This is a genomic window from Bacillota bacterium (genome assembly GCA_012837335.1).
Classification (GTDB): Bacteria; Bacillota; Limnochordia; order Darwinibacteriales; family DTU012; genus DTU012.
Genome location: DURM01000009.1, coordinates 46,440 through 67,904, shown reverse-complemented (window position 1 = coordinate 67,904; position 21,465 = coordinate 46,440). Strand labels below are relative to the sequence as shown.

Below are 21,465 nucleotides of genomic sequence, written 5' to 3'. Positions count from 1 at the left end.
TACTCACCTCAGCCGCTCCACACCGGGACGAATTTGAGCCCGAATGTTAAAAATTTTTCCTACAGTATGAAATCCCCGCACAACATTAAACGCTTCTTCCTCTACGATGTGAATGTCTCCATAATCCTTTAGACCAAGCTGCTGCGCATAAAGGGCAGTCTGCTCAACAGCAGTTCGCCGCGCCTTTTTCAGATCAAATAGAATATTTCTCCGAATCCGCTCCTGATAACCCAACTCAGGAATAATCATCACTTCCTGCTCCGTATCAGCGTGGAGGGTAACAGCAATGGTGGGACGCGCAGCTGCTGCACCAATTCCATTTGCCCCGGCGTGATGAGGCAAAATCTCCCAGGGCAGACCAAGCTTTTGGGCTCCCAATGGAATAAAAACCTCAGCTGGAGCTCCCAATCCAACTACAGCTCTAGGACGAATGTCCGGCGGCGCTAAGATCTCTGACACTGTATAGACCGGCACATTTTCCAGACTGCTGTAGATATCGTTAACTGCTTGGCTGAGCTGTTCTGCAAAAGCCTCCAGAATTGCCTCCGCCAAGATTTTCCACGATGAAAACTTGCCCTCAGCTGCCTTCTCTAAAACCTGTACCGCTTTCTGCCGGTCACCGATATCAGCAAGCTCAAGTGCAGCTGCTGCATCAGTTGGAGTCAATTGTGATCCCCCTAAGCATACCGCTCTCCCTGCTCTCCGGGGTCCAAGCCGAATCGTTCTGCCTTGAATATGAACCTCACTGTCGCCTCCTAATCCAATTGAATACGTTAACAGTGCCGGCACTAGCGTTTGATAACCCCCGATTTCAGCTCCGCTGCGCTGGTACAGAGGTTCTCCACCTACAATAACGGCAATATCGGTAGTTGTTCCGCCAATATCAATAACCACAATATTTTCATCTGTATAGCTAGATAATGCTTGGGCAGCCATAATGCTCGCAGCCGGTCCCGAGAGGATTGTTTCAATCGGCCGCCGGCAGGATTCAGCCAGGCTCATGGTACCGCCATCAGCCTTGAGAATCCTTACATCAGCAATGATCGGGTTGACCCTCATCAGCTCCTCGATCACTTCCACAAAACCGATCTGTAGAGCCGCAACGCTAGCATTGAGATAGGCAGACATAATTCTGCGGGGAAAATTCAAGCGGCCGGACAGCTGATGCCCAAGTGTAATCTGATTGAAACGCAGACCTTCTGATTCAATGATCTCCTTGACCTTGATTTCTAGGCTGTTGTTGCGGTGGCTGAACTTGCCTACGACAGCAAGTGATTTAGCCCCATTATCAGCTGCTTGATCAGCAATCCTGAGTACTTCTTCCCGATCGATATCCGCAACCTGGCGGCCGCGATGATCAATATAACCCTGGATAGTAAAAATGGGAAAGTCAAACCCAAAGTCTCCAAGATTTATGCCAGGACCGGGAAGCGCCAGTACAGCCGCTGATTCTCCCCTGCCTTCAACAATCGCATTGGTCGATAAAGTAGTTGATAAATGGAGCTGCACCGGCTGATTTCCCTGATTATATGTTAGAATCTGCTCCAGTGCAGTTTTAGTGCTCCCTAGAATATTATCGTGGTCGGTAGCAGTTTTTACTAATGCATGCACCCGGTTATCTTCGCTGATCAGGGCAGCATCAGTGTTAGTCCCACCAACATCGATACCGATTACGCACAAGTTCGTACACCACCTTTTTTACCATATCATATTATGCCTTCTTAACCGGGCTTTAAAAATCCTGCAGGCTCATGGGAGCTCATAAACAAGAAAGGCGGAGTTATCTCCGCCCCCAAAATCTAACTAGCAAAATCGTTTAAGCAGTTCAAGCAGCCTTCCGCTGTCATCCGCCAAATCGTATGTCACCCGCACTGTTGGTTTTGAAATATTGATAATCCGCTGCAGATCAATGGGTGTTCCGATTACAACTGCATCCACGTCACAGCGCTCAATTGTTGCCTCCAAATCTTTGATCTGCTGTTCACCATAGCCCATAGCCGGCAGAATCGGTCCCATATGGGGGTACTTCTGATAAGTCTCCGCAATCGAGCTGACCGCCTGCTCTCTCGGATCTACAATTACTGCACCGGCATTTTGAGCTGCAATATGGCCGGCTCCATACTTCATCTCACCATGGGTAAGCGTTGGCCCGTCCTCAACAACCAGTACTCTCTTGCCTTTAAGCATTTCCGGATCAGTCGCTGTAATTGGCGAACGGCACTCGATAATCTCTGCCTTAGGATTGGCTGCTTTAATATTGTTTCTCACAGTTTCAATATCCTCAGCTCTGGCAGTATCAACCTTGTTGATGATCACAACATCAGCCATCCGCAGGTTTACCTCACCCGGATAATACATCAGTTCATGACCAGGACGGTGCGGGTCGACAACTGTGACTGCTAAATCAGGTCGATAGAAAGGAATATCATTGTTGCCGCCATCCCAGATAATAACATCCGCTTCTTTTTCTGCTTCCGTGAGAATGTCCTGGTAGTCTACCCCAGCATACAGCACATTGCCCCGTTGAATATGGGGTTCATATTCTTCCCGCTCTTCAATTGTACACTTATGCTTATCCATATCTTCCATAGCAGCAAATCGCTGCACCCGCTGCTCCTCGAGATTGCCGTAAGGCATGGGGTGCCGAATCACAACTACTCTCTTGTTCTGCTTGGTTAAGTATTCGGCGATATACCGAGTTGTTTGGCTTTTACCTGCTCCAGTGCGAGCTGCGCAGATAGAGATCACCGGGCAGCGGCTTTTCAGTATCGTATGCTCCGGTCCAAGCAGACGGAAATCAGCTCCGGCAGCTAATGCGATTGATGCCTTGTGCATCAGTTCCTCATGGGAAATGTCACTGTAGGCAAAAACCACCTGTTCTACTTTTTCCCTCTTAATCAGTTCCACCAAGTCCGCTTCCGGGTAAATCGGAATTCCATCAGGATAACCCGGACCTGCAAGGCTGGCTGGATAGACCCGTCCTTCAATATTCGGAATCTGGGCAGCGGTAAAACCTACTACCTGGTAATGGGGATTATTCCTAAAATAGACATTAAAATTGTGAAAATCCCGTCCGGCTGCGCCCATAATTAAAACACGTACTGCAGACATATCTCTCTCCTCCATTTCCCAACTGCAATTTACATTCAAGTGTTTAATTCTATGAGTTTTCGCCAATGAAGTTTTGAACTCCTTTTTAAAATACGTGTCAGTCCAGTATGTTTTTATTGACATCCTTGTTAAACATGATTAGCATTATTATTGTACTGTATATTACCAGGAGGAATAATATGGAAGCCGTCAAGTCACTGTTTGCACCAAAAGATTTAACACAAGGTACTCCCTGGAAGAGAATTGTCGAGTTTACCATCCCCATGCTGATCGGCAATGTAGTCCAGCAGTTCTACAACACTGCAGACTCAATCATCGTTGGCCGCTATATCGGGGATAATGCGCTGGCGGCAGTAGGAAGTGCTGCACCTATTCTCAACCTGCTCCTGGTGCTTTTCGTTGGAATTTCGGTAGGAGCGGGAATTTTAGTATCCCAGTATTTTGGCGCAAAAAACCGCGAGCAGCTTTCCAGGACAATCGGAACCTGCATAACATTAACCGCGATAGCCTCGTTAATAATCATGATCGTTGGTCCGTTGGTGAGTGGTCCGCTGCTGAGACTGTTAAAGACTCCACCGTCAATCATTGAATGGTGCGCGGATTACTTATATGTCTTTTTTCTGGGAATCGCGGGTTTCATGTATTACAACATGCTGGCAGGAATCTTAAGGGGACTTGGAGATTCTGCCTCTGCTCTCTTGTTTCTGTTTATATCGACAGTCCTTAATGTTGTGCTCGACATTTGGTTTGTTGCAAGTTTTGGACTGGGAGTACCCGGTGTTGCCCTTGCTACTGTAATCGCTCAGGGAATCTCCGGAATTTTATGTCTGTGGAAGCTGATGAAAATGAAGGATAGCTTTGATCTGAACTGGGCAGTATTAAAGCCGGATAAAGACCTCGCTGTAAGACTGATTAAGCTTGGACTGCCTTCAGGATTAACTCAGGCCATTTTTTCACTGGCCATGATTGTAGTTCAGTCACTAACAAACTCCTTTGGGGAAATGGTGATTGCTTGTAACGTAATCGTAATGCGAGTCGACGGGTTTGCAATGATGCCGAACTTCTCTTTTGGAGCAGCCATGACAACCTTTACAGGACAGAATATTGGAGCTCAAAAGTTAGACCGGGTTGAAGAAGGGGCATTAACGGGCACAAAAATTGCAGTAGCCGTATCAGCTGTTATTACTATAATTATCCTGCTTTTAGGGAGATATTTAGTCAACATCTTTACCGACACTGCCGAGCTGGTTGGTCTAAGTATGCGCATGATGAGAATTCTCGCCTTAGGCTATGTTGCAATGGCGGTAACGCAGAGCTTAGCCGGAGTTATGCGCGGTGCTGGCGATACGATGACACCGATGTGGATTTCTCTCTTTACTACCGTTGTACTCCGTGTTCCAACGGCCTACGGAATCGCATACTTAACCAGAAGCGAGCTGTATCCGACCGGAAGGCCCGAGTCAATTTTCTTTTCACTGTTGATCTCATGGACCTTAGGAGCAGTTGTTACCTATGTTTTCTACCGCCGGGGCAAATGGCGTAAAATGAAAGTTTAGTAAACTAATAAGCGGCTCCGCTGTTCGGAGCCGCTTTCGTCTTGTTTAATTTGCTTGCTACCACTTTTTACCTTGACGGATCTGATCCTGGATCCATTGATTCTGTTCCATTTCTACGCGTCTCAGTGCCATATCAGACAAGTATCCATCTTTCAGGATATACTGTCTGTATACCATCCACAGAGCGATGTCCCAGTATCCTTCACCAGCAACTTCCGGATCACGAACTGGCTGAACTGCGTTTTCACCCCAGTATACTGCTGCGAGGTTCAAACCCTGCAGCTGCGGAATATTGGCACCGTAGGCAGCGGCAATTTCTGGAGTGTTAACTGTACCCTTGACTCCATCCATAGCTCTGCCCATCTGCACTTCATCAGACAGCATATGCATGATTACCTGGAATGCAGTCTCTTTGAGCTCAGATTGCCGTGGGATAAACCAGCCCAGCATGTTAGGTCTGTAGACAGTGGTGTCGCCTTCCTTCAACACCGGAATCGGTGCGATATCCCAGGTGCCCTTAACCAGGCCGTTCTCGGCAAATCTGCTCTTCCAAATCGAAACTTCGTTAGCGGGCATATATTCTTCTACCAAAGCAGCTTGAAGCAGCCGCTCAATGTGATCCACGCACATGGCAACATTACCGCGGGTAAAGAAGTCATCGGTTGTTGTCCAAATATTGCCGCGGATATCATAGAATCTGACCAGATTATCAACAATGTCGATCCACTCCGGTGTATCAAGTACAACTTTATTCGGTTCAGTCAGGCTAAATGGTATTAAGCCCAGCTGATTCAGCTTCAAGTACTGGTCGGGATGCTGTAAATATCCCTTGTACATTGTCAAGTCTTCACCGAATGTCAGCTTTCTGGCTTTTTGATAGGCTTCATCATAAGTCATACCCGGATACGGATAGGGCTCATTCTTTTTATCAAAGATCGTTTTATTGTAAAAGAGGATATAATCATTAATCTCAAATGGAATAGACAGGACACCGCCTGTGGATCGATCGAGAACAATTGCCATACTGGCTTCATCGATGCGATCTAAATCAAAGCCGTACTTCTCGATTAAAGGTGTCAGATCATAGTCCATACCATAGGTTTTAATAATTCTTGTTGTATTGCGGTCCACAAGTTCCAGCACAAGGTCTGGGTAAACGCCGGATATTTCGAAATTACTCTCCCGAATACCCATATCGTCCCAGTGAACCAGTCTGAATTTTAAGCCGGGGAACTTTTCGCGGATATACTGACCGATAAGTCTTTCCCGTGCCGCAGTCGACTTCTCATAGATCTTTTGGTTAGTAGTAAAAATAAACAACTCATCGGGTTCAAGCTCAAGCAAGACAGCTCCATCTTCTGAATATACTCTTCTTGGTTCACCATACCCCTGATCGCCTTCCGCAATCCAGCCAGCCTCGGCATGTGCGAAACTAGTAATGGCAACTAGGGAAGAAAGCATCAAAAATGCCGCCAAGAAAAAGCACATACCCTTTCTCAGTTTTACACCCGATTCAATCATTTCTCTAACTTCCTCCTTTACTTTTTTCTCAGTTAGGTTTCGAATCTTTCGATAAATAAGCAAAAAAAGATGCCGCATCAGGTGGTTCATCTTTAGTTTATGTAAATTTTACCTTTGTTATTTATGATATCATTAATAAATTGTTTTGTCAAATCGAATTAATTTTTAGTAAAGATCATGGATTTTTTAGTTGTTTGCGGAGACGAAGCCGGCAGCATTCCATCCCCATTTTCTTGTAAAACATCTGGGCAGCTTGATTGAACTCCCATACATCAAGTTCAATCGAAGTATATCCGTCTTCCCTGGCCTGTTCCTCGATTCCACGGAAGAACAGGGTGCCCAGCCCGCGGCTCTGATGCTGTTGGTCGATGCAGAAGTCTTCGATATACATGATTTTCTGGGTAACAACCAAGGGATGATCGATTACGATTCTGGTAGAGGCTACAGCATAACCCAACACATCTCTGTCCCTTGATAAGACATAAACCTCCACCATGTCGTTGTGGAGGTCCATCTCATACTGCCGCTTAGTCAGCGGCAGATCGCTGTTTTTGTAAAAGTCGGGACAGGCATTGGCATGCAGCGCATGAACTTGGCGTTTTAAACGCAGCACCTGCTCATAATCCTTGAGCTCAGCTTTTCTAACTATCGGCATGCCTAATCCCCTCTCCTCAGTCGACAAGTTTCTTACTGACTAAATGCATTCTGGCAAAATCATTCTCCTCGTAGTAAACACTGCCCAAGTCTTGATACTTGCGTTCCAAAAACCATTGTAATGGCCCGTTAGGGAAAACGACCCTTTCTGACGCAACCGCAATCAGCTCATGAAAGCCAAGTCGTCTTAACTGCTCTTCTAAGCGTGCAAGCGGGAAACTGCGGTAGTCGAATAGTTCACAGGAAGGAAACGAGCAAGTCAAAAAGGCTGTCTTTTCATTTTTCGGTATTGGATAAGGAACCTCAAGGGAGGGAACGAATTCAGCTCCGCCGACACACTTGCCTTCCGCATAATGCAGCAGTCCTAAGTGAGGCAGAGTATACTTCTCTCGAATCACCTTTATCCATCGTCCTTTAGCCTGACAGTCTTGCCCATGTCTGGAGGAAAAACCACATACTTTAAGCGTATCATCCACAGTATCTTCCGTTAATTCCCTCAATTCACCAGTCACAACAACTCTGCTCACATTCACCTCATATGGCTGCTTACGCGGATATTTGCCGCGGGCGAGTTCCCTAATCTGGCTCTTTGTGATTGGGCCATTCCACCGATGCTGCTCATTGAATACAAGCAGAAAAGGGGCAAACATGTTCATCTTCTCAGCCAGCTCATGATCTTCGGCAATGTCAAAAGTTTGAACCTGAAAAGTAGTTTCCTTTAGTTCTGCGAGGAGTTCCTTCGTAGCAGAAATCCAGGGACACTGGCAGCCCCAGTGATAAAAATCTATTTTCGTCATAGTGGACTCCTCCATGAAAATTCTTTTTGACCAACCCAACCTAGATCAGATATAGTATTCCCCGCTTTTCGCTGTGCATTTACGGACCATCCACTGCGTGCTCCTGAATCAGCTTCAGCTTTGCAGCTTTATTCAGTTTCTTGATTTCTGCCTCAGCTTTTAACGCTGAACTTCTGTCCTCAAATTCTTGACAGTACACAATCTGAATCGGCCGGTGCATTCGCGTAAACTTAGCCCCTCTGCCCGATAGGTGTTCCCTAAACCGGCGCTCTACATCGGTAGTTATGCCGGTATACAGCTTGTCATTTTCGCACTCGAGAATATAAACACTGTACAACTTCATCAAACCTGCCTATCTGCTGCATTTCCAATTACAAAACAGTCTGCCTCATGCTAATAATTATGGTAGACTGGATTCAGCTTCTATGTCACTCTTATACATCTCTGCTGATCTTCCTGCTTTTCTCGACTATAAAATGAATCCAAACAGCAGGATCAAACCAAAAGCGGCCGCCCAAGACAATTCTCTTCTCACATATCCTTCGCTGACCACTCGCGGAAAAAGGTAAGGCATAAGCTGACCCCACAGATACTTTAACAGCGCGGTTTCAATCAACAATATCAGTGCAGTCCAGATAATGTTGAAACCAACTCCGAGCCCAAAGTTAAAATGCATCATCTGACATCCTCCTGTTAACGTTTTGGTTGTATATTCATCATCAATATTCAATATCCTCTGTATTTAGAATTTTATCTGAATCAAATGCGGCCCCAAAAAAAGTACTCATGGTAATCAACTTTTTTATGAATCGGTGGATAGTATTAGTAGAATGACCTCAAGAAGTTTTAAATAGATAGAAAGGTGATTAGAATGAAAAACTCTTTGTCCAGCAGGATTTTTGGAATAGGATTACTGTTAGTCGTAGTAATGTTAGCCGCATCCTCTCCCCATTTGTTCAGCAAAGAAACAGGCAGTTTTGTAACTAATGCTAGTTTTACAATCAACGATGACCAGATGCTGATCGAATTTGAGTTGATTAATCAGCACAGTAACTCCCAGCTTCTGCAGTTCGGCTCAGGTCAGCAGTACGAAATCATCGTTACCAATGATAAAGGCGAGGAGGTCTACAGATATTCCGATGGTAAGATGTTTACCATGGCTTTGGTTTATCGGGAAATCAAACCAGGTGAAGCGTTAAGATGGCAGGAGAATTGGGATTTGACCGACAAAAATGGGGAGAAGTTGACATCCGGAAATTATAAGATTGAAATTCAGGTATTAACTGGATTTGCCCATGGGGATGCAACAGTCCCAACTGATCAGCTTATCGCTGTACTGGATCTAGATCTTGCTGAAAGCATTATCAAAGAGACCGCAGATCAAGCAATCCGCGCAATACGCGACCAGGATGCTGAGAAACTTGCTGCGTTAGTACACCCAGAGAAAGGTGTAAGATTTACACCTTACACCTATGTTTCAGTAGAACAGGATTTAGTTTTTAACCAAGAAGCGATTAAGAACTTCTTCACCGATGATACAATATATCACTGGGGTTATTTTGATGGTACCGGCTGGGATATTCTCATGACTCCCAACGAATACTATCGTCGCTTTATTTATTCCCATGACTTCGTCAATGCGGAGCAGATTGGTTACAACGAGGTTCTCAGTTTTGGTAATATGCTGCAAAACCAGTTTGAAGTTTATGAAAACCCGATTATTGTCGAGTATTATTTCTCTGGTTTCAACCCGGATTATGCCGGCATGGATTGGAAAAGTCTGCGCCTAGTCTTTGAACATCATGTTGACGGCTGGAAATTAGTCGGGATCATTCATAATGAGTGGACAATCTAGAGCATGTTAAAACCGCCTGGTAACGCCTAGGCGGTTTTGCTATTATTCATGATGGTGACGGAACAACTCATTTGGTTCCTCCACCTCACATTCAACATAGGCTGCAGCTTCTGCTGCGTGGGCTACGTTGACTGCGAAGAGCGCCCACCTTCGCCGCTTAGAACTGCATCTAGTTCAGTAAGTTTACCTTCAAAAAAGGCCTCAATGTTCTCTCCAGCTGAAACAGGTAAAGCCCTATACATTATTATACCTGCAGCTTCAAGGGTATCAGCTGCGTTTTTACCACAGCTGGGAGTAATCAGTATCTCTACACCACTATCAGCCACTATTTGAGATGCTTTAATACTTGCGCCTCCAGTACTTTCAGCAGCGCTGTTTTCCAAAAAGAAAGATTCTTTGTTATCCGCATCGTAAATTAGGAAATATGGAGCTCGACCAAAAGATAAGCTTATAGTTGACTCCACAGTTTTTTCCACTACCGGTACAGCTATCTTCATACTGATCCTCCATTCTAGAAGATTATGAACCGTTCAGACCTTTTTCACCTGCAAATCTTCTGCGTCGCCTGCGTCTGCGACAGCCGCGTCCGCAGCCTTCTCCCTCGTCATCACATAAGCGGTACTGTCCACCTTCAATAATCAGAACCTTGCCATCTACCAGCGCCTCTGCAAGTTTTCGTCTAGCCTTACCGTAGATGCCCTGAACCGTTGTCCGGGCCACCTTCATCTGCTCCGCACATTCTTCCTGAGTAAATCCCTCTAAGTCGATCAGTCTAATCGTTTCATACTCATCAACCGTCATCAATACAAGCTCCCGCCCAACATTAGGCACACCTAAAGGACCAAAACGGTTGGATTCAGGTAAACTACACACTCTTCTCCATTTCATAGGTCTGCCGATAATCACCACCCCCAAACATTTAAGGGCAATCGGAGCGTCCTCCGATCACCCCCGGTCCTGTTATAACCTTTTTAACTGTTTTTCAATGAGCTTAACCCGTTCTTGCAGGATGGTTTTTTGCTGTTCCAGCAATTCTTTTTGGAATCCGGGATCTGTGGGTGCTGAATTGGCAGCAAAGACTCCGCTGTAACCTAATCCAAATCCCCTCCCGAAACCGCAGCCAAAACGCGGTCTAAATCCAGATTCGTACCCTGCCCAGCCTGCGCAGTAACCCATGCCTCGTCCGGTAATGGGGCCGGCACCAAGCGGGCCAGTTCCATCTCTTCTTGGCACAGCAGTCACCTCCTTATGTTTTTGACATATGTCATTTACCTATAGTATACATTATTATTGACATATGTCAATAATTGCATGCAAAAATCCCTCGGTGCTTTAACTTGCTTAACCGAGGGATTCCACTAGCTATAGATAAAGCCCCACATGATGTGAGGCTTGAGTGAGTTATTATCAGCAAAATCTAGATACCTGCTGCGGCAGAAAAACGTGAACTCAGCACTATGGTACTTAAGGGCATTACATCAGACACTTTTGGGCTGACACCTGCTTCCATCAGAATCTGTTCATCGGGTTGAATCCGGACAAAACTGAATCCTGCGGCAGCATAATACTCTGCCAGACGGTTGAGGTCAGTAATGCAGTTGCTGTTTCCATTTTCATATTTACTGTCAATTGGATCTGCCAGCAGAAAGATCATGTCGGAACTGCATTTTGGCACTATTTCCAGAACATACCTGCACAAATGCATTCCGATGCGCTGTCCTCTAAACTTGGGGTGAACATCCAATCTGTCAAGGATGTAAACACTTCCTTCATTTAAAGCATTTCCATAAAGAGCATTGGCAGCAACTTCATCAGCTCGGATGCCGATTGCTTTACTGTCTTCATCAAACCGTGACAGCCATTCGCTCCAGCAGATGCCCATGTTTTGACGCCATCTAGCTGGATATTCCTTCACAAATATCTCGGCAATGATAACTACTGGCTCGCTCTCTCCACTGAGCAGATATCCAAGCTGCTTTAATTCTTCAATACTTAGGTTTGGGATTTGTTCGCTCAAAACCTTCCAAGAGATGACCAACCGCAGATTATGCTCGATGCGTCCGTATTCATAATCCGTCTCATATTGGACAAATCCCAGAAAACTTGAGTAGGTAGAATGTTCGATAGTTGGTTTAACCTCAAAGATACTACCTGCATAAGCAAATTTCACCGTTAACGGCATAAATTTCAATCTTCCTTTAATGAGGTATTCTCTACTCAACGTTTTTTTGTATTCAATTGTGGTACACGACTAGGCTGTTAGCTGCATTATCACTGCAGCAATCTGCTTGCCCGTCTCACCGCCCCTATCTTTATTCAGCTGCCTAAATCAAATATATCATGCTGTCAGCTATTATTCCACCTGGATATATCAGGCTAATACAAGAAATTTCCTGCAAAAGTATCCATTTAAACAAAATATACCTAACTTATGACAGCACAGCTCTTTATCTTGCGCTCCTTGACTAGGATCGGATTCTTAATTATGATTGAGTCATATTGGGAACGGAGGATGCTGTTTATGGGAACTTCTACATACAAAAATACTCTCTACGCCTGCTATCAAGGTTATATTACTCAGGCTATAGTTAATAACTTAGCTCCACTGTTGTTCGTAATTTTCCAGCAGCAGTTCCATCTCACCTACGAAATGGTCGGGCGGCTGATTCTGATTAACTTCACTACCCAGATCATCGCTGATATCGCCGCTGCAAGGTACAGTGACCGAATTGGCTACCGCAAAGCTGTTGTGTTAGCCCACCTTTTCTGCGGCACCGGTTTAATACTGCTGGGTCTTTTACCGCTGGTTATGCCTACTTCTTATTGGGCTTTGGCAATCGCAGTTGTTATCTACGCCATAGGCGGTGGTATTATTGAGGTATTAATCAGTCCGATCGTTGAATCGCTGCCGGGAGAGGCTAAAGCCTCTGCCATGAGCCTGCTGCATTCATTTTACTGCTGGGGTCAGGTAGGTGTTGTGCTGGTCACAACCGTCCTGTTAAAAATGATCGGACCACATTATTGGTATCTTCTGCCAATAATGTGGTCGATAATTCCCTTGATTAATATGTATAACTTTACCCGGGTACCCCTCCGTGACCCTGTTCCAGATACCGAACGCATCCCCGGAAACAAGCTTCTGAGAAACAGTGGTTTTTGGGTAGCACTGCTGTTAATGGCCTGCGCTGGAGCATCAGAATTAACGATGGTGCAGTGGTCATCCCTGTTTGCCGAGCAGGGCTTAGGTGTACCTAAGATCCTCGGCGACTTGGTGGGTCCCTGCTTATTTGCGGTGCTGATGGGAATCGGCCGCACTTTATATGGCTGGTACGGCCAGAAACTGCGGATTGAGCGGGCGCTGCTTGTCAGCAGTCTATTCTGTACATTCTGCTACGCTGTCACTATCTTCAGCCCTTATCCGCTGATCTCGCTGTTAGGATGCGCTTTATGCGGTCTCTCGGTCAGCCTGATGTGGCCGGGCACTCTCAGTTTAACCGCTGCTAGAATACCAAGGGGTGGAACTTTGATGTTCGGGTTGCTGGCAATATTCGGTGATGTAGGCGCTGCTATCGGACCTTGGACCGCCGGAATTGTTTCCGACTATGCCGCCCATTCAACAATTCTCAAATCGCCGGAACTGGGGCTAAAAGCGGGTTTAGGAGTTGTAATGATCTTTCCGATCCTGATGATTATCGGAATTTTATTGCTTAAAAAAGCCAACAACAATGAAAACGTTAAACAGATGACCTCACCAGCGATATAGATGACTCGAGTCGCTGGGTTTATAAGAACAAGCAAGATATCATGGACTCAATCAAAAAGAGCTGGGCGGTACCAGCTCTTTACTATGTGGGCAAATCTAGTAAGGAAATAAACCCTGTACTTCGGAAATAATTCGGGTGATAAAGTATCTATCCTGGTCTTTTCCTACAGCGAGAGTAACAATATACTCGCCGGCAGGACCTGCAGAAGTAGTCAACTTAAAGAGCAGATCAAACTCCATCTGGGTTTCACTTATCTTCCGTTCGCTTCGAACAGCACATTCACTTACCCAAGGGCTGGAGGTGCCAGTTACCCACATCAGTTCTTCGTATTGATTGCGGAGCCTAGACCTAAGCTCCGGCGATAACACTGCAAACTGCGCTGCTCCGTTTCTGGTTTTTACACCTTCAGCCCACTTGTCCGCAGCTTCCCGAAAAGAGCGAGGAGCGAAAGCCCCTTCCAAAAGCTTTAACTGTCTCTGCAAAAGTTGGAGACCGGATAGCTCACTATCTGCCTGAGCAGATCCAATAATGACTGTCGTCAAAACTATCAGCAACACTACCTTAATTACCGGTTTTGCTCTTAACAAGTCCTTCACCTCCGAATACTCTACTGCAGCGGCAATCAACTTATGATGCCGCAAGCCAGATCCCATCTGTCCATCATGACAATCGATAGAAAATGTGATATCCGGCAGAACCTCAAGAATCATGCGGTGAATGTTGAGATACAGCTCTACTAGAAAGAGATCCTAATCTGCAGGTACACTTATAATCCGTTCGTCAGAAGGTCTATCAAGTTGAGGTTGCTGATCATCTGAGATCATCATTTCACGTCATTCCAGAGCTTGGACTAACTCAGAAGTCTCAAGGGGCTTGTTTATTATCAGCCTGCCGGAATCTATCAACTTGTCCAGTTTTTCAGCATAAGCAGGATAGCGCTTGTGCATCCGAGCAAATGCAGGATGATTTGGTCTAAGGTCCCGTTTAATTGAAATGTAATGCAGCGAAAAACATAATTCTTCAACAATGCCGTCGGCAAATACGGCGACTACTCCTTTTTGTTTTAGGTAATCATCTTTCTCAAGCAATCCCACACTGCCCGCGTGAGGGTCGGCTGAACCAACCATTACTCGTCTAATCTTAGACATTACTATCGCACCAATACACATTGGACAGGGTTCGACTGTAGTATATAGAATCAGATCCTTATCCTTCTGCCTTTGTAGAGGCAGATTATTAAGAGCATTGATCTCTGCATGAGCAATTGGTGTCATCCTAATTGTGTTGCATGACTCCAGATTATCCCTAAGCTGATTTCTGCCGCGTGCCACTACATTGCCATTATCTTCCAAAATAACCGCAGCAATGCCAAAGGAACCAGCATTATACGCCTCCACCGCTAGATTAATGCATTCTGTCCAGCTACCTAAAGCTTTCACTGCATTCACATCCTTACCCTATTTTGTACCAAACCAATTATCATTCATCGCTCTATTCTTTTACTGAAGCCAGCTCGCGATGTAAGCCGCGTTTGCGTTTTCACCAGAAAACACCTTCATTTACTTCCCTCCTGCAGCCTAAATGTTTCTGCTTTTGTAATGGTTTGCTTCAGCCAGATCGGAGCGGTTGAGCTTCTGAGTATCTCATCACAGGACATCCACTGTACACCGGCAACTTCATCACCTGATAAAGGCATCGGTTCACCAGATTTATGCTTGCAGACAAATACTATATCAACAACGGGTTCATTTTTATCAGTTAAGAAGAATTTGCTCTCCAGGTAGTGCAGTTCATCCCCAACCTCGACACCCACTTCTTCAAGAACTTCCCGTCTCAAAGTTGATTCCAGCACACCATTGGCTGCATCATCTACCTCTACTTTACCTCCTACTAAAGACAGCAAACCCGGCGCATGTTCTTCTTTCTCACTTCGTTTGATAATCAGCCACCGATCTGCTTGATGTATTGCTGCTTCAACAATTACGATATAAAACATAGTTTCCATCACTTTACCCCCTTGACTGCTGCCTAATTCTCTGATTTAAAATAATATTCACGAAATCCGTGTCAGAATCCTTCGAGGACCGCTTTATCAATCTAGATGATTTCGTACTATCACTCAACACGATTCGTACGATTATTTGACACATTTTGTTCAAATTATTTATAATCGCATTAAGAGGTGAGTCTATGTCTAAGCAGAGGGAACCGAAAAAAACTATTACCGCTACAGAGTTTAAACAGAACCTGGGTATTTACTTAGATCTTTTACGCACCATTTGATGTCCTTTTGTACAAAGAAGGATTTAAAGATCCCGATGTGGTTCAGCCCGACCTCCTAATTGCCTGCGACATTGATGACACCACTCCCGACGACGAGCGCTATATGGGAACACCGACGTTGGTGGTAGAAATCCCTTCGTCCAGTACGCGCAGAAATGATATGGCTTATAAACTGAACAGCTATATGCTCGGTGGAGTCGAAGAATACTGGATTGTAGACCCTGAAGCAGAAACCGTAATGGTTTATACTTTTAATGATTTTGACATAATTGAGTTTAAAGTATACTCCTTAGAACAAGAAGTTCGGTCATTGGTATTTGACGGCTTAACCGTTCAAGCTAGTGAAATCTTTAAGCGCTGAAATAACTACAATACTTTTACCATGATTAAGCAGGGATTTTCAGGACCCCATATTTCTTTTATGGCCTCCACAGGAATAAATCCGACTTTCGTGTAGAAACGCCTGCTTTTTTCATATTCAGCTGATTCCCTAGTCTCGTCCAGCGTCTTAACCTGCAGCAGCTTATACCCCTGCAGCTTTAACTCTTTGCATATAAAACTGATTAGTCTTGTTCCTATTCCTAACCAGTGATACTTGGCCATTAACCCAATTAGATATAATTCGGCTGTGAACTTAGTAGTTTCTTTAATTGAGGCGAAACCAATTATATTCCCATCCAAAATCACGGCAACAAAAGGTTTTGCCCTTACTCCCTGCGCATAGTGCTCATTTGCTTCCGGAATACCAAACCAGAGGGGAAGATCAAACAAAACTTTTCTGCATATACTCTCTTTTAGTTCTGGATCGTCAATATAAGTAAACTTAATGTCCATAACCTGCTCCTTCCAGCATCTGTCTTTCAAATTCTCTCTGAGTTTAAAAAATCTCTGATTCTATCACCGGCATCTATTTCATCCAACCTTAACAAACCATCAACAGCATATGATTCGGCTTTGTCTAAAAGGTGCCACAGTTTAATTAGGAACGAGCATACTCCTTTGCTGTACCAAGATGAACCATAGGCAGAGGCATCCAATCACCCCTTTACTCTTGCCACTACTCTTGCAATGGACGAATCTGCTTTAATATTCAATGGCAGGGCAATTACTTCAAAAGACTTGTAATCCAGTAATTGATCGAGCCTGGTTAAATTCTCTATGATCAGAACTCCATGTTCAAATAGGTATTTATGAACATCAAAGGGATCTTTGTCTGGTGAAGGAGTGTCCAGACCAATCATTTTTACTTTGTTCTTCACAATTAGCTCAGCAATATCTAGGCTCAGCACTGGATATTCGCAGAAATAAGCAGGTTGGCCAAAAGTCTTACTGTGACCAGTATGAAAAAACACGATCTGCTTCCCGTTAATAATCTCCTCGTATTCACTCTTTCCGCGAATAACGTTTGGCTCTGCCGAAACATCGATCACACAACCCTCGCCAATAAACGTGCTTAAATCAATTTCGTTTAAATAGGTTTGGCTGGCTGTTAAATGCATCGGCCCATCAATGTGAGTGCCGGTATGCATATTGATGGACAGGTCATAATTGTTGTAGGAGTCTGAAGTAAAAACTCTCGCATGTGTAAGCCTGGTTGCAGAATCACCGGGATAAACCGGCATCTGGTCAGTAATTTCATGAGTAAGATCAATAATCATGCCTATCTCCTCTCTGGTAAACCATTTGCTAAAAACATGTTGAATTAGTACTCTAAAACTATATAATTAGAGACGAGTAGCTCTATTTATCGCTAGACACGAAAGGGGTGCTCTTTTAATGAACGATTACGAACCACTAAAGGGTGGTGCGCTTACCGGTGAGCGGTACCGTGTAATTGTCTCAACAGATATTGGCGGCAGTGACCCAGACGATTATCAATCAATAGTTCACTATCTGCTGTATTCTGATATATTTGACACCGAGGGTTTACTCTCCTCGCCATGGGGGGAAGGAACTGTCCAGGATATTCTCGATGTAATTGATGCTTATGATAAGGATTATCCGAACCTGATCCGCCACTCCAAGACTTATCCTACTCCAGAATACTTAAGGTCAATTACAAAACAAGGAGCAATCGATGCTGCTCCTTATAAAGGCTATTCCAAGCCAACCGAAGGTTCCGAATGGATTATCCAATGCGCGAAAAAAGACGATCCGCGCACCCTCTATATCCTTGTTTGGGGTCTCTTAGACGATGTAGCACAAGCACTGCATGATGATCCAAGCATTCAAGCTAAGCTCCGTGTATATTACATTGCTGGGCCGAATAAAAAATGGGGTGTTAACTCTCATGCTTATATAGAGCGCAACTTCCCCAACCTTTGGATGATCGAGAACAACTCAACCTACCGCGGCTGGTTTGTGGGCGGCGATCAGTCTGGAGATTTAGGCAACCAAACATTTGTGAATGAACATATCCAAGGACACGGCGCCTTAGGCGAATTCTTCTGCCGGTTCCTCGATAACACAATCAAAATGGGCGATACACCTTCTGTTGCCTATCTTTTAAGAGGCAATCCGGAGAATCCGGAAAGTCCAAGCTGGGGCGGACAGTTTATCCCGGTTCATTCCAGGCCAAATACTGTATTTCATGGCAATACCACTTTGGACGATGTCGTAGAGCTGTTTGGACTTGCCGAATTCGTTTTCAAAGGTCCACATATTGATATAGATCCGGACACCCCCGCTTTTACAATGACAATCGCCCGTCAGGACTTCATGGGATATTATACCGGTGATGGAGAGTATCGGATCCGCTTTATGCCAAAGAGTATCGGTGACTGGTCATACGTGGTTTCCAGTGATATTCCAGAATTAAACGGTCTAACAGGACAGTTCCGCTCGGTGGCGGAGTCACAGGTAAGCCGCGGCAGAGACCCGCTGCGGTTTGCTAATTGGTGGTCTGATATTCTTGATCCTGAGCTGAAAGACGGCGAGATCTCCGGGTCAAAAACAGTTAATAAGTGGCGCGATCAATTCCTCCGGGACTTCCAAAAACGGATGGATCGCTGTACAGGCTGAAAAAACCTCACCCTCTCCTAAGCGAGGGTGAGGTTCTTTATCACCTGCTATTCAGCTGTCAGATCATTTTTCCGCAGCCATGCCCGATATGCATCAGAGAGGTTGGCAGCGTAGCTGCCCACAAATTGATATCCATTGCGGCGTTCATGACTTAAGTTAGCATAGCTGGCTTTGATATCCATAACTGTTCCTTCCGGACGAATGAGTTCGCCTTGAGGACCAACAATAATTGGATGAAGATTGCCATCGGCATCCCTATAGAGGTTGCGTAAGTTTCCTCCACCAGGATAATGTTTACCCGGCATTGCGCCTCTCACGATCGGTCTATAGGTATCCACCTCGCGCGGATTGGGCCGGAAGGTTGGTTCTCTGCGGTCAAAGAACAGCGGTTCAAAAGTATCAATGTCAATAAACCTTGCCCACAGGCCCCTAGCGTTAGGACTTTCAACGAGCACCCGATCGCTTCCCCAAGGTGAGGAACCTGTTGTTAGCGCGTAGCCGCGAATTTCCACATGCTCGAAAAACTTAACCGCAGAATGGATCGCTCTCTGTACCCGCTCCCAAATAGTAAGCTCTTCACCCAAGACATTGTCCTGATCTAAGCTGATCAGAAACTCTTTATCAAGACCCATCAAGAAGTTAATAATCCCGATTGACTCCGAACCGCTGATTGAAGGCGGCTCATAATCTCTGGCCCATGATGGTTCCAGAGTTACCCGATCATGCTGTGCGCACCACGCAGTGAGCATTCCCTGCTTTTCAGAGTAAATTTGGGTATCAAGAATACAGTCAATACCCCGAATTAAGGAGTCTTCAATTTTGGCATATGTTTCTTCATCGATACTGAAGAATTGATCAGGATTGGAGTAAATATCCCACCACAGGCGCAGCACTTGGGTCATAGCATTATCATTATAAGTGATCTCGCCGTGATATGAACTTGGCTGGTTCATCCGCTGTGGAAATCCACCGTTCGGATACTGGGCCTTAAGCACACCGTTTATGCCGAGCAGATAAGCATCTCTATAGCGCTCGATCTTTGTTGCTTGATACATTCTGATCAGATAGCGGATCTCAGGAATGGTAACCCCATTATCCAGGGATGCATCAGTGTTATCTTTTTGCGAAAGCAGCTGGCGCTTCAAGGTTTCTGTCATCTGAACACTCATATCGATGTTCTCAACCCAGCCGCCGCTGTTCCTCTGGTATATCAAGAGATTATCAGCTAAGCGGATCGATTCGGCGGAACCATACCACGCTTCATTCTGACCATTCATCGCGCCGTGAGCAACTTTTCCAGGGAATACATAAGCACCGGTACTGATGATCAGTACACTGCTTTCCTCATCCCATCCGGCTGATACTCCCAGGGCTGATGCAACCGGCTGAGCAGGAATATACAGCACATCATCAATGATCACAGGCGCTGCCAGCATCGCAGTGCTTTTATCGCCTACCAGCAGTTCAGCGCTGCCAACACGCAAAGCAGCTGTGTTTTTGCCCCTTGTAGCTGCAATTGTTTGTAAATCTGCCGATAGCTCCCACTCCACATCTTCGCCAAAGATTGCTTCAGCTGTTTGATATGGTATCATCAGCACTCCGTTAACCAGAAACGGTGCGGCGGAGGTGTCTTCAGCCAGTACTGGTCTTAATTTGTCATTAAGATACATTTCCGGATTGTTCTCCATTAAGACTGCACGTTGGAATGGATATCTCCACTCGGTTTCATAATAGGCTCCCCACTCTTTTCGGCCGGCAGGATTGCGAACCGTTAATTTCACAACATTGGTCCGCACCGGGTCAACACCATCAGCAGAGATCTCGCAGAATAGATAATATGTACCGAGATCGATGTTCTCCGGTACAGCGTAGACCGGTCCCACTGCACCGCTGATGAGTTCCGCATCTGCACCGCTTACACTATTGGACCTATACCACTGATAGCTGAGTTCTGAATCGACTCCGATTCCTGTCGCAGTAACACTTAATCTAGTATTTTCGTCAATCATACCGGCTACAGCAGTGATATCACTCGGTTCTTCATCAATTCGAATTCTGCCAAAGCCGGCAAATTCACCAGCACCGGTATATATGCTGATGTTAGCAATCTGAGCAGTCCAGGATGAGCCGCCACCCTTGGTAATTCCACATACTGCCATTAAACCGACACCATTGTCTTCTCCGGGGAGATCAGCCGCAAAAGTGCGGGAGTACCCTGCGTTCGGGCCTTCAAGCAAGGTTAACGTTACAACTGCGGAGTTGGAGCTATAATCCAACACAGCAGAAACATTAATCCACTGATTGGCAGTGAAGTTAGGATCAGCAGCAGTCACAGCAACTGTATTTTCAAGATTAGCCGCAGTAATCTGCCACGAATCATCTTTTTCAACTATATTGGCAATGTTTTTCTTAAAATCAAGGTAAAGTCCGCCTTCTCTTCCATCTGCCGCATCGACTGATAGAATTCGGAATATATGGCGGTTATCGGAACGCCTCAAGTTTGTATCAATATTTACTCCGGTTTCGAAGAAAGCTACCGCGGCACCTCTTGTTGCATTGCCGAAATTGGAAGGCAGGTTTACATCGAATTCCAGCTTATACAGCCCTGCTCGGTCAGCACCTTGGAGCACTCTGCCTGCTGCGCGACCGGCAGTGCTGGATTTTCTCAGTGTAAGGGCTCTTCCCACCATCGGATCGTCACCAATAGATTGGTTTTCAACCGGAAATCCGTTGCCGCCAAACATTTCGGCAAACCAGATGTCCTCGTCAGCAAAATCTGTTCCATCAACTTTGGTCCAAACCACGTCAGAAGCATACACCGCTGCCTGGGTCAGAACACAAACTAGAAATACTGTCAGAATTATTCCTTGTCTCAGCCGTCTGCTCTTGCGTTTCATAAAGCT

General features: G+C 45.3%; 22 protein-coding genes. 5 read left to right on the top strand and 17 right to left on the bottom strand.

Annotated features, from left to right (window positions below; genetic code table 11):
- Window positions 1-3: 3 nt before the first annotated feature.
- Both GX019_01430 and GX019_01425 read right to left on the bottom strand, forming a co-directional pair.
- The gene (locus tag GX019_01430) at window positions 4-1,680 is read right to left on the bottom strand and encodes a hydantoinase/oxoprolinase family protein (GenBank protein ID HHT35816.1); all 1,677 of its coding nucleotides are present in this window, start codon (window positions 1,678-1,680) and stop codon (window positions 4-6) included.
- A gap of 123 nt (window positions 1,681-1,803) precedes the next feature.
- A complete protein-coding gene (locus tag GX019_01425) occupies window positions 1,804-3,111 on the bottom strand; it encodes a GTPase (GenBank protein HHT35815.1) in 1,308 nt (435 codons plus the stop codon).
- 134 nt (window positions 3,112-3,245) lie between these two features.
- Between GX019_01425 and GX019_01420 the strand changes: the two genes are divergently transcribed.
- The gene (locus tag GX019_01420) at window positions 3,246-4,667 is read left to right on the top strand and encodes an MATE family efflux transporter (GenBank protein HHT35814.1); all 1,422 of its coding nucleotides are present in this window, start codon (window positions 3,246-3,248) and stop codon (window positions 4,665-4,667) included.
- 57 nt (window positions 4,668-4,724) lie between these two features.
- On the opposite strand, the gene GX019_01415 is transcribed toward GX019_01420, so the two are convergent.
- The 5 genes from GX019_01415 to GX019_01395 form a co-directional block, all read right to left on the bottom strand.
- A complete protein-coding gene (locus tag GX019_01415) occupies window positions 4,725-6,188 on the bottom strand; it encodes an extracellular solute-binding protein (GenBank protein HHT35813.1) in 1,464 nt (487 codons plus the stop codon).
- 175 nt (window positions 6,189-6,363) lie between these two features.
- Window positions 6,364-6,843, bottom strand: a complete 480-nt coding sequence (locus GX019_01410; protein HHT35812.1) for a GNAT family N-acetyltransferase — start codon at window positions 6,841-6,843, stop codon at window positions 6,364-6,366.
- Window positions 6,844-6,859: 16 nt separating this feature from the next.
- Window positions 6,860-7,639 carry a hypothetical protein gene (locus GX019_01405; GenBank protein HHT35811.1) on the bottom strand — a complete coding sequence of 260 codons (780 nt, stop codon included), beginning with the start codon at window positions 7,637-7,639 and terminating at the stop codon, window positions 6,860-6,862.
- Between the two features lie 79 nt (window positions 7,640-7,718).
- Window positions 7,719-7,982, bottom strand: coding sequence for a GIY-YIG nuclease family protein (locus tag GX019_01400; GenBank protein ID HHT35810.1), 264 nt, complete (start codon window positions 7,980-7,982; stop codon window positions 7,719-7,721).
- 126 nt (window positions 7,983-8,108) lie between these two features.
- The gene (locus tag GX019_01395; protein HHT35809.1) at window positions 8,109-8,318 is read right to left on the bottom strand and encodes a hypothetical protein; all 210 of its coding nucleotides are present in this window, start codon (window positions 8,316-8,318) and stop codon (window positions 8,109-8,111) included.
- Window positions 8,319-8,567: 249 nt separating this feature from the next.
- On the opposite strand from GX019_01395, the gene GX019_01390 reads away from it, so the two are divergent.
- Window positions 8,568-9,494, top strand: a complete 927-nt coding sequence (locus GX019_01390; protein HHT35808.1) for a hypothetical protein — start codon at window positions 8,568-8,570, stop codon at window positions 9,492-9,494.
- 122 nt (window positions 9,495-9,616) lie between these two features.
- Here GX019_01390 and GX019_01385 read toward each other — a convergent pair whose 3' ends face one another.
- The 4 genes from GX019_01385 to GX019_01370 all read right to left on the bottom strand — a co-directional run bounded on the left by GX019_01385 (window position 9,617) and on the right by GX019_01370 (window position 11,676).
- On the bottom strand, window positions 9,617-9,991 hold the full coding sequence (locus tag GX019_01385) for a dinitrogenase iron-molybdenum cofactor biosynthesis protein (protein ID HHT35807.1): 375 nt from the start codon (window positions 9,989-9,991) through the stop codon (window positions 9,617-9,619).
- A 22-nt stretch (window positions 9,992-10,013) separates the two neighbouring features.
- On the bottom strand, window positions 10,014-10,394 hold the full coding sequence (locus tag GX019_01380) for a DUF134 domain-containing protein (protein HHT35806.1): 381 nt from the start codon (window positions 10,392-10,394) through the stop codon (window positions 10,014-10,016).
- Window positions 10,395-10,454: 60 nt separating this feature from the next.
- Entirely contained in the window at window positions 10,455-10,727 is a 273-nt protein-coding gene (locus GX019_01375) for a DUF5320 domain-containing protein (GenBank protein ID HHT35805.1), read from the bottom strand.
- A 184-nt stretch (window positions 10,728-10,911) separates the two neighbouring features.
- Window positions 10,912-11,676 carry an N-acetyltransferase gene (locus GX019_01370; GenBank protein HHT35804.1) on the bottom strand — a complete coding sequence of 255 codons (765 nt, stop codon included), beginning with the start codon at window positions 11,674-11,676 and terminating at the stop codon, window positions 10,912-10,914.
- A 339-nt stretch (window positions 11,677-12,015) separates the two neighbouring features.
- Between GX019_01370 and GX019_01365 the strand changes: the two genes are divergently transcribed.
- Complete coding sequence (locus GX019_01365) at window positions 12,016-13,257, top strand: MFS transporter (GenBank protein HHT35803.1); 1,242 nt, start codon at window positions 12,016-12,018, stop codon at window positions 13,255-13,257.
- A gap of 96 nt (window positions 13,258-13,353) precedes the next feature.
- On the opposite strand, the gene GX019_01360 is transcribed toward GX019_01365, so the two are convergent.
- From GX019_01360 to GX019_01350, 3 genes are all read right to left on the bottom strand, one after another.
- Window positions 13,354-13,968, bottom strand: a complete 615-nt coding sequence (locus GX019_01360; GenBank protein HHT35802.1) for a hypothetical protein — start codon at window positions 13,966-13,968, stop codon at window positions 13,354-13,356.
- 123 nt (window positions 13,969-14,091) lie between these two features.
- Window positions 14,092-14,697 carry a nucleoside deaminase gene (locus GX019_01355; GenBank protein HHT35801.1) on the bottom strand — a complete coding sequence of 202 codons (606 nt, stop codon included), beginning with the start codon at window positions 14,695-14,697 and terminating at the stop codon, window positions 14,092-14,094.
- 116 nt (window positions 14,698-14,813) lie between these two features.
- Window positions 14,814-15,263 carry an NUDIX domain-containing protein gene (locus tag GX019_01350; protein HHT35800.1) on the bottom strand — a complete coding sequence of 150 codons (450 nt, stop codon included), beginning with the start codon at window positions 15,261-15,263 and terminating at the stop codon, window positions 14,814-14,816.
- 258 nt (window positions 15,264-15,521) lie between these two features.
- On the opposite strand from GX019_01350, the gene GX019_01345 reads away from it, so the two are divergent.
- Window positions 15,522-15,902: a Uma2 family endonuclease gene (locus GX019_01345; GenBank protein HHT35799.1), complete on the top strand. Its 381-nt coding sequence runs from the start codon at window positions 15,522-15,524 to the stop codon at window positions 15,900-15,902.
- Between the two features lie 5 nt (window positions 15,903-15,907).
- Here GX019_01345 and GX019_01340 read toward each other — a convergent pair whose 3' ends face one another.
- Together GX019_01340 and GX019_01335 are read right to left on the bottom strand one after the other, a co-directional pair.
- Window positions 15,908-16,375, bottom strand: a complete 468-nt coding sequence (locus tag GX019_01340; protein ID HHT35798.1) for a GNAT family N-acetyltransferase — start codon at window positions 16,373-16,375, stop codon at window positions 15,908-15,910.
- Window positions 16,376-16,578: 203 nt separating this feature from the next.
- The gene (locus GX019_01335; protein ID HHT35797.1) at window positions 16,579-17,199 is read right to left on the bottom strand and encodes a cyclase family protein; all 621 of its coding nucleotides are present in this window, start codon (window positions 17,197-17,199) and stop codon (window positions 16,579-16,581) included.
- Window positions 17,200-17,317: 118 nt separating this feature from the next.
- Here GX019_01335 and GX019_01330 point away from each other — a divergent pair, with 118 nt between their 5' ends.
- Window positions 17,318-18,562 carry a DUF1593 domain-containing protein gene (locus tag GX019_01330; GenBank protein HHT35796.1) on the top strand — a complete coding sequence of 415 codons (1,245 nt, stop codon included), beginning with the start codon at window positions 17,318-17,320 and terminating at the stop codon, window positions 18,560-18,562.
- A gap of 47 nt (window positions 18,563-18,609) precedes the next feature.
- On the opposite strand, the gene pelA is transcribed toward GX019_01330, so the two are convergent.
- Window positions 18,610-21,459: a pectate lyase gene (gene pelA / locus GX019_01325; protein HHT35795.1), complete on the bottom strand. Its 2,850-nt coding sequence runs from the start codon at window positions 21,457-21,459 to the stop codon at window positions 18,610-18,612.
- Window positions 21,460-21,465 lie beyond the last annotated feature (6 nt).